The organism is Peptidiphaga sp. (assembly GCF_057238965.1).
Genome location: NZ_DBHHEV010000066.1, coordinates 1 through 8,636, shown reverse-complemented (window position 1 = coordinate 8,636; position 8,636 = coordinate 1). Strand labels below are relative to the sequence as shown.

The window sequence follows — 8,636 nt, the reverse complement described above, 5'->3', positions numbered from 1 at the left end:
CGTTCGCGGCGCGACGCCATGGACATGCCGACGGCGGAGGCGAGGCCCTGCCCCAGCGGGCCGGTCGTGATCTCGACGCCCTTGGTGTGGCCGTATTCGGGGTGGCCCGGCGTGAGCGAGCCCCAGGTCCGCAAGGACTTCAGGTCCTCCAGCTCCAGGCCGTAGCCCGTGAGGAAGAGCTGGTTGTAGAGGGTGACGGAGGAATGGCCGATCGACAGGACGAAGCGATCGCGGCCCAGCCACGAGGGGTCCGAAGGATCGTGGCGCATGACCTTGTTGAAGAGCGTGTATGCCAACGGCGCAATCGAAATCGCCGTTCCGGGGTGGCCGTTGCCCGCCTTCTCCACCGCGTCCGCGGCCAAAACGCGCGCCGTGTCCGTTGCGCGCCGATCGAGGTCCGTCCATTCAAGCTTCGCCATTGCAAGCCTTTCGTCTGTTTCGCCTCGGCCTTTCCGAGGCCGCCGCTTCATAGTTTAGCCGTCGGTTTCGTTCCGATTCCAGAAAAGATTCGAGATAATATAAAGGAATCATGGCTTCCCATACACCCTTGCCCGGGCCCGAGCCGATTGCGCGATTGGGTGAACAGTTTCTCGCCCATCTCGCCGTTGAACGTTCGCTGTCACACAACACCGTTTCCTCCTATCGACGAGACCTGGCGAAGTATTTTTCGCACCTCCAAGCGCGGGGAATCGCGCTAATCGGCGACGTCGGACCGGAGGACGTCGCGTCCTTCGCCGAATGCCTCGAGGGGATGGCCCGCGCATCCGTGGCCAGAAGCATGACCGCCGTCCGCTCCTTCCATGCCTTCGTCTTCGAAGAAGGGAGCGCGGGCGCGAATCCCGCCGCCGACGTCCGCCCCCCGAAGATCCCTTCGCGGCTGCCGAAGGCAATGGACATCGACGACGTCGCCGCGCTCATAGCCGCGGGCGGCGCGGGGGAGGGGCCGGCGCCTCTGCGCGACCGGGCGCTGCTGGAGGTCCTCTACGGAACGGGGGCCCGCATTTCTGAGGCGGTGGGGCTCAGCGTCGACGACGTCGACCTGGCGGGGGCCTCGGCGCGGCTCTTCGGCAAGGGACGCAAGGAACGGGTCGTGCCGCTCGGAGGCTACGCCGTCGAGGCCATAGACGCCTACCTCGTGCGCGCAAGGCCGTCATTGGCGAGCTCCGGCCCCGGAACGCCGTCGCTCTTCCTCAACACGCGCGGACGGCCGCTGTCTCGGCAAAGCGCGTGGGCAATCATTCAAAACGCCGCCGAACGCGCCAAACTGAGCGTGCACGTCAGCCCGCATACGCTAAGGCATTCGTTCGCCACCCATCTGCTTCAAGGGGGCGCCGACATCCGTGTAGTCCAAGAATTGCTGGGCCATTCGTCGCTATCGACGACGCAGATATACACGATGGTCAGCCGCGACACGGTACGTGAAGTTTACGCCTTAGCTCACCCGAGGGCGCTCTCTTAGGTAGGCTAAGACCGTGACCCAACGAGATGCGCTACTGCCAGCTTCCTCCGGCCAGAGTTTTCCCGACCCGGTCCCTCTCGCATCCCACGGTCCGGCTCGCATCGTCGCGATGTCGAACCAGAAGGGCGGGGTGGGAAAGACGACCACGACGATCAACTTGGCCGCCGCGCTCGCAGCATACGGACGCAAAGTCCTCATCGTAGACTTCGACCCCCAGGGGGCGGCCAGCGCAGGCTTGGGCGTCAACGCCCGCGCCCTTGACCGCACGATATACAACGAGCTCATCGCAGCCAAGCCGAACATCCGCGAGATCATCGTGGAGACGAGCGTGGAGAATCTCGACATCGCCCCGGCCAACATCGACCTCTCCGCGGCCGAGATCGTGCTCATCAACGAAGTGGCGCGAGAGCAGGCCCTCACGCGCGTGCTCAGGCCGGTGCTCGACGACTACGACCTCATCGTCATCGACTGCCAGCCCTCCCTCGGCCTCCTGACCGTCAACGCCCTGACGGCGGCGCACGGAGTCATCATCCCCCTGGAGGCGGAGTATTTCGCCATGCGCGGCGTCGCGCTGCTCATCGAGCAGATCGAGAGGGTCCAGGACCGCCTCAACCCGCGCCTCGAGCTCGACGGAGTGCTGCTGACAATGGTCGATGCGCGCACCCTCCACTCGCGCGAGGTCGTCAAATCCGTGCGCGAGGGCTTCGGCGAAAGCGTCTTCACGACGTACATCTCGCGCACCGTCAAATTCCCCGACGCATCGATCGCGGCCGTGCCCATCACGGAGTACGCCCCGTCCCACCCGGGGGCGGCCGCCTACAGGCAGCTCGCGAGGGAGCTCATCGCCCGGGGCCGGTGCGCCTAGCCGATGGCGTCGCGGACGCCGCGCCGTCCGACGCCGCCAAAATCGGCGAAGACGGAGAATTCGCCGTCGAGCTCGACGTCTTCTCCGGCCCCTTTTCCGTCTTGCTTTCCCTCATTGCGCGCAAGCGCCTGGACGTCACAGAGGTGGCTCTGGCCGAGGTCACCGACGAATTCATCGCCTTCGTCCGCTCGCGTCCGGAGCTCGACCTTTCGCGGGTCTCCGAGTTCCTCGTCGTCGCGGCGACGCTGCTCGAGATGAAGGCGGCGCGCCTGCTGCCCCGCGACAGCCAGGAGGAAGAGGACTTGGAGCTCCTCGAACGGCGCGACCTCCTTTTCGCCAAGCTGCTGCAATACCGAGCTTTCAAGGAGGTCGCGAGGGACATCGCCTCGACGCTCGCCGAGCAGGCCCTCTGCGTTCCGCGCTCGGTTCCCCTGGAAGAGCGCTACGCGCAGGCGGTTCCGGCCGTGACCGTTTCGATCGGGCTGGCGGACTTCGCGGCCCTCGCGGCGGCGGCGTTTGTGCGCGAGCATCGCGAGCCCGAGGTCTCCGTCGAGCACCTGCACGCCGCGCCCGTCCCCGTCGCATCGCAGGTCGAGTACATTGCCTCGCGGCTGGCTGCGGGGGAGAGGCTCGCCTTTGCGGACCTGTGCGCTGACGCCGCAGACATGCCCACCGTGGTCTCGCGATTCCTCGCCGTCCTGGAGCTGCTGCGGGCAGGCCGGATCGACGTCGAACAGTCCGAGGCGCTTGGCGCGCTCGTCCTCGTCGCCGTCGATCCGCCAGGGCCCGAGGCGAGCGCCCGAAAGCCGGGGGAGGCCGGCGATTCAGAAGAGTCGCAAGAATCCCGGGATACCGGCGATGTCGGCGCACCCGGAGATTCCCGAGAGGCCGGAGAACCCGGAGACTCCGGAGGGGCGCATGGATAGGCGGGCAGACGAGGACGTGCTCGGAGCCCTCGAAGCGCTTCTGCTCGTGGCAAGGGAGCCCGTTCCGCTGGCAACGCTGGCCGAGGCCGTCGGCGCGAGCGAAGCCGAAACCGACGCCATGCTTCGCGCGATCGCCGCGGACTATCGAGGAGAAAGCGGGGCGCGCACGCGCGGATTTTGCCTGAGGGAGGCGGGCGGAGGATGGAGGCTCTACACGAATCCGCGCTTCGCCGACGTCGTCGCCGCCCACGTCGCGGCGGAGAACTCGGGGCGGCTTTCGGCTGCGGCCTTGGAGACCCTCGCGGTGATCGCCTACAGACAGCCCGTCACCCGCGCGCAGATTGCAGCGATCAGAGGTGTTAGTGTTGACTCGGTCGTCCGCACGCTCGTGACGCGCGGACTTGTGACCGAGGCGGGAGCCACCGCCGCCTCGGGCGCCGCGCTCTACGGCACCACCGAGTACTTCCTCGAGGTCATGGGGATGAACTCATTGGCCGAACTCGCGCCTTTGGCGCCCTATCTGCCCGAGGCGTACGACCTACAGGAAGAGGACATGCAATGACAGACCCACACGTTCCCACGGGGGAGCGGCTCCAGAAAGTTCTGGCCCGCAACGGCGTGGGAAGCCGTCGCGCCTGCGAAGGCCTCATAGCCCAGGGCAGGGTGAGCGTCGACGGGCACGTCGTGCGCGAGCTCGGCACGCGCGTGGATCCTGTCGCCTCCGTCATCCACGTAGACGGCATCAGGGTTCAGACCGATTCCTCGCTCCTGACCCTCGCGCTCTACAAGCCGCCGGGGGTCGTCTCGACGATGTACGACGACATGGGAAGGCCCGGGCTCGCCCAGTACGTCGAGGATCGGCCCGAGCGGCTCTACCACGTCGGCCGGCTCGATCAGGACACCGAGGGGCTCATTCTCCTGTCGAACGACGGCGAGTTGACGCACCGCCTCACCCATCCGAAGTACGAGGTGCCGAAAACCTACATCGCCCGCGTCGAAGGCTCCGTCACCCGGGGGCTGGGGAGAGTCCTCGAGCGCGGAATCAACCTGGAGGACGGCCCCGCCCGCGTCGACCGATTCGTTTTGCGCGAGTCGGCCCCCCGGAACTCGATCGTCGAAATCACCCTCCATTCGGGCCGCAACCGCATCGTGCGCAGGATGATGGCGGAAGTCGGCCATCCGGTCATGGAACTCGTGCGCATGAAGTTCGGAACGGTCGTCGTCGGCCATCTCAAGCCCGGCAAAACCCGCGTCGTCGCCGGAAGCGAGCTTGGCGCGCTCATGAAACTGGTCGATCTGTGAACCCAGTCAGGATCGTCGGCTCAGGCCTGCTCGGCGCGTCGCTGGGCCTGCGCCTGCGCCAACTCGGCGTCGAGGTTCAGCTCGAAGACACGTCCCCGGCCGCTTTGGCGCTTGCGCGCGACCTGGGCGCCGGGCAGATCGCCGCGGAGGATTCCGAGGAGCCCGAGCTCGTGGTGGTCGCCACCCCGCCCGACGTCGCCGCCGACGTCGTCCGCGAGAGCCTCGACCGATTCGGCCGCGCATTCGTGACCGACATCGCCTCGGTCAAAGCGCGGGTCGTCGAGGAAGTCGAGGGGCATCCCGGCGCCGACCGCTACGTCGGCAGCCACCCGATGGCCGGGCGCGAGCGCTCGGGCGCCCTGGCGGCGGACGCCGACCTTTTCATCGGCCGACCCTGGGTCATCACCCCGATCGGGGCGGGAGAATCCGGGGGCGGGCGCCCCGGCGGAACGGCGGAGGCGCCCGCCGGCGCTGCGACAGAGGGGGCCGCGGGAAGCGACGTCGTGCTGGCCGTCCAGCAATTCGCCCTGTCGGTCGGCGCGCTGCCCGTCGTCATGAGCCCGCAGACCCACGACCGCTCCGCCGCCGTCGTCTCGCACATGCCGCAGCTCGTATCCTCGCTCGTGGCGGGCGCGCTGCGCGACGTCCCTCCCGAAACCCTCGGCCTGGCCGGCCAGGGCCTGCGCGACGTCACCCGGATCGCCCATTCCGACTCGCGGCTGTGGGCCACGATCATCGCCGGAAACGCGCGTGAAGTGGCCCGCGTGCTCAAAGAAGTCTCGGCCAATCTCGACAGGCTCATAACGGCCGTCGAGGCCGGAGTCGACGACCCCTTCGCCCTCGGCGTCCTCTCGGGAGTGAGCGAGGCGATCCGCAGGGGAAACGAGGGCGTCGAGCGGATTCCGGGAAAGCACGGCGGCGCCCCGCGCCGCTACGGCAACGTCTTTGTCCTCGTGCCCGACGAGCCCGGCATGCTCGGACGGCTTTTCGCCGAGGTGGGGGAGATCGGCGTGAACATCGAGGATCTGAGCCTTGAGCATACGATAGGGCGGGAGGCCGGGCGCGCCATGCTCTCGGTGCTCCCGCACGAGACGATGCGCCTGGCGGTCGCTTTGGAGCGTCGCGGATGGCGCGTCGTCGTCGAAGGAAAGGAAAACCACGTGGGTGTCGTCATCGCCCTCGACGGGCCGTCTGGCTCCGGAAAGTCAACCGTCTCCAAGAAGGTGGCCGAAAGGCTCGGCCTGAGCTACCTCGACACCGGCGCCATGTATCGGGCGGCGGCGTGGCATTGCGAGCGCCGGGGAATCGACCTCGACGACCTCGACGCCGTGGCCGAGGCGACGGTCGCCATGCCGCTGGACATGCCGCTCGACCCAAACGATCAGAAGATCGTGTGCGACGGCGTGGACGTCACGCAGGCCATACGGGAGTCGGAGCTTTCCCGCGTCGTCTCGAAGGTCGCGACGAATCTCCGCGTGCGCGCCGAGATGAAGCGGCGCCAGCGCGAGATCATAGCGGCGGCCCACATGGGCATAATCGCCGAGGGCAGAGACATCGCGACGGTCGTGGCGCCCGACGCCGACGTGCGCGTGCTGCTGACGGCCTCCGAGGAGACGCGGCTCGCCCGCCGCGCGCGCGAGGTTCGCGGCAGCGACGACGCCGAGGCCCTCAAGGCCACGCGCGACGAGGTGCTCCGCCGCGACGCCGACGATTCGACCGTCTCCGAATTCATGTCCGCAAAAGACGGCGTGACCGAGATCGACTCCTCGACGCTGGGGATCGACGAAGTCGTCGAGGCCGTCGTCTCCCTTGTCCCCAAGGAGCGCCGATGAACGCCCGGGCCGCGGACGGCGGCGCGAACGCCGAGAGGCCGATCGAGCGGGAGGGCGGCCCTCAAAATCGCGAAGAAAACGCCCCGGGGTGCGGCGTGCCGGGAAAGGCCGCCGACGGAGCGTTTGCCGAAGGGAGCCTCGCCGAGGCCGGCGTGCCGGGTGCGACCGGCGAAGGATTGGGCGGCAAGGAGATGAGCGCCGAGGAATGGCTCGCCTCGAAGGAATGGACCGAGCAGGACGACGACCTCGACGAGCGCCGCGCGGCCGTGCTGCGCGAAAATCTCGACGCCTACGACCTTGACGAAGAGGACGTCGCCGTGCTTGTGGGCGGGGCCGCAGACCGGCCCGCGGCCCCGCCGGTGCTGGCCGTCGTGGGCAGGCCCAACGTCGGAAAATCGACCCTCGTCAACCGCATCGTGGGGCGTCGCGTCGCGGTCGTCCAGGACGTCCCCGGGGTGACGCGCGACCGCGTGGGCTACCCCGCGTCCTGGGCCGGCCGCGACTTCACGCTCGTGGACACCGGCGGCTGGGAGATCGACGTCGCCGGCATCGACGCTTCCGTCGCCCGCCAGGCCGAGGCCGCCATACAGGCGGCGGACGCCGTCGTGCTCGTCGTCGACGCGAACGTCGGAATCACGGACGCCGACGCCGACATCGTCAAGCTGCTCCGCCGGAGCAAACGGCCCGTGGTCCTCGCCGCGAACAAGGTCGACTCTCCGATGCAGGAATCCGACGCGGCGGTGCTGTGGGGATTGGGCCTGGGCGAGCCGTACCCGATTTCGGCCCTGCACGGGCGGGGGACGGGCGACCTGCTCGACGCCGTGCTGGCCGCCCTGCCCGAGCGCTCGGCCGTTGCGGACGCCCTGCCGGAGGGGCCGCGGCGAGTCGCCCTTCTCGGCAGGCCGAACGTCGGCAAATCCTCGCTTTTGAACAGACTGGCGGGGTCGGAGCGGGTCGTCGTCGATCCGACCGCCGGAACGACGCGCGATCCGGTCGACGAGGCGATCGAGCTTGACGGGCAGACGTGGATATTCGTGGACACCGCGGGCATCCGGCGCCGCGTCCATCAGACGAAGGGCGCGGATTTCTACGCCTCGCTGCGCACGCGCGGCGCATTGGGCAAGGCTGAGCTGGCCCTCGTTCTCATCGACGCCTCCGAGCCCTTGACCGAGCAGGACATCCGGGTGATGCAGCAGGCGATCGACGCCGGGCGCGCGCTCGTCATCGTGTGCAACAAGTGGGACCTGGTCGACGAATATCGACGCCGCGAACTCGACCGCGAAATGGAGCGCGACCTTGTCCAGATCCAGTGGGCCGAGCGCGTCAACCTTTCGGCCGCGACGGGGTGGCACACGAATCGGCTGACCCGAGCCATGGACACGGCTCTCGACTCCTGGGAGACCCGCGTTCCCACGGGCAAGCTCAACGCCTTCCTCGGCGAGCTTGCGGCGGCGCATCCGCATCCCGTGCGATCGGGCAGGCAGCCGCGCATCCTGTTCGCAACCCAGGCGAGCACGCGCCCGCCGCGTTTCGTCCTGTTTTCGAGCGGCTTCATTGAAGCGGGCTACCGCAGGTTCGTCGAAAACAAGATACGCGAGGCTTTCGGCTTTGCCGGAACCCCCATTGAGATCTCCGTGCGCGTGCGGGAAAAGCGGAAAAAGGGAGGCAAACGCTGACGCGACGGTCGGGGTGGGCGAGCGGGAGCCCGCCGTGCGCGCAGGACTGCGAAATGCGGGCGGCCGATGTCCCGGTCACGGCCGGAGGACGACGTTTTCCGGCCGGTCTCCGGCTATGAGCCGCTCGGCCTGCCGACGCACGAGCGCCTTGATCCGCGGCGCGAAAGCGGCGGAGGCGCCGCCCGCGTGCGGCGTGATGAGCGCGGCCTTCTCCCACAGCGGATGGCCCTCGGGCAGCGGCTCGGGATCGGTCACGTCAAGCACGAGCGCGAGCCTGTCCGAATGCTTGAGAAGCGCCTCCGTGTCCGCCACCGCGCCCCGCGCCACATTGACGAGGACCGCGCCGTCGCGCATCCGCGAAAGGAAGGCGTCGTCGGCCAGGCGGCGCGTCGCGTCCGTAAGGGGAACGGCGAGGATCACGACGTCGGCCGCCGGCAGCAGCTCCGCGAGCTCGGAGGCGGCGCGGACCGGCCCGCGCGCGTCGGTTCTTCCGCTGCGCCCGACGCGGCGCACGTCGACCTCGAACGGTGCGAGCCTGTCGGCTATGGCGTTTGCGACCCCTCCGGCCCCGACGAT

General features: G+C 68.6%; 8 protein-coding genes and 1 pseudogene. 7 read left to right on the top strand and 2 right to left on the bottom strand.

The features are described from left to right. Positions 1 to 419: pseudogene (locus ACO48X_RS08310) on the bottom strand (transketolase); the annotation flags it as partial. A gap of 110 nt (positions 420 to 529) precedes the next feature. Here ACO48X_RS08310 and xerD point away from each other — a divergent pair. The 7 genes from xerD (at position 530) to der (ending at position 8,060) form a co-directional block, all read left to right on the top strand. Further along, on the top strand, positions 530 to 1,459 hold the full coding sequence (xerD, locus tag ACO48X_RS08305; protein ID WP_485001617.1) for a site-specific tyrosine recombinase XerD: 930 nt from the start codon (positions 530 to 532) through the stop codon (positions 1,457 to 1,459). A gap of 13 nt (positions 1,460 to 1,472) precedes the next feature. Further along, positions 1,473 to 2,324: a ParA family protein gene (locus tag ACO48X_RS08300; RefSeq protein ID WP_485001616.1), complete on the top strand. Its 852-nt coding sequence runs from the start codon at positions 1,473 to 1,475 to the stop codon at positions 2,322 to 2,324. Beyond that, positions 2,315 to 3,250, top strand: coding sequence for a segregation and condensation protein A (locus tag ACO48X_RS08295; RefSeq protein ID WP_485001615.1), 936 nt, complete (start codon positions 2,315 to 2,317; stop codon positions 3,248 to 3,250). The genes ACO48X_RS08300 and ACO48X_RS08295 overlap by 10 nt, the downstream gene beginning before the upstream one ends. Further along, positions 3,243 to 3,812 (top strand): SMC-Scp complex subunit ScpB, encoded by a 570-nt coding sequence (gene scpB, locus ACO48X_RS08290; RefSeq protein ID WP_485001614.1) that lies wholly within the window; start codon positions 3,243 to 3,245, stop codon positions 3,810 to 3,812. Before ACO48X_RS08295 ends, scpB begins: the two co-directional genes overlap by 8 nt. Beyond that, positions 3,809 to 4,552 carry a pseudouridine synthase gene (locus ACO48X_RS08285; RefSeq protein WP_485001613.1) on the top strand — a complete coding sequence of 248 codons (744 nt, stop codon included), beginning with the start codon at positions 3,809 to 3,811 and terminating at the stop codon, positions 4,550 to 4,552. Before scpB ends, ACO48X_RS08285 begins: the two co-directional genes overlap by 4 nt. Beyond that, positions 4,549 to 6,384: a (d)CMP kinase gene (gene cmk / locus ACO48X_RS08280; RefSeq protein ID WP_485001612.1), complete on the top strand. Its 1,836-nt coding sequence runs from the start codon at positions 4,549 to 4,551 to the stop codon at positions 6,382 to 6,384. Before ACO48X_RS08285 ends, cmk begins: the two co-directional genes overlap by 4 nt. Before the next feature lie 191 nt (positions 6,385 to 6,575). Beyond that, the gene (der, locus tag ACO48X_RS08275) at positions 6,576 to 8,060 is read left to right on the top strand and encodes a ribosome biogenesis GTPase Der (RefSeq protein WP_485001624.1); all 1,485 of its coding nucleotides are present in this window, start codon (positions 6,576 to 6,578) and stop codon (positions 8,058 to 8,060) included. Between the two features lie 75 nt (positions 8,061 to 8,135). On the opposite strand, the gene ACO48X_RS08270 is transcribed toward der, so the two are convergent. Beyond that, the coding region (locus ACO48X_RS08270) for an NAD(P)-dependent oxidoreductase (protein ID WP_485001611.1) at positions 8,136 to 8,636 on the bottom strand (501 nt) is incomplete at its 5' end.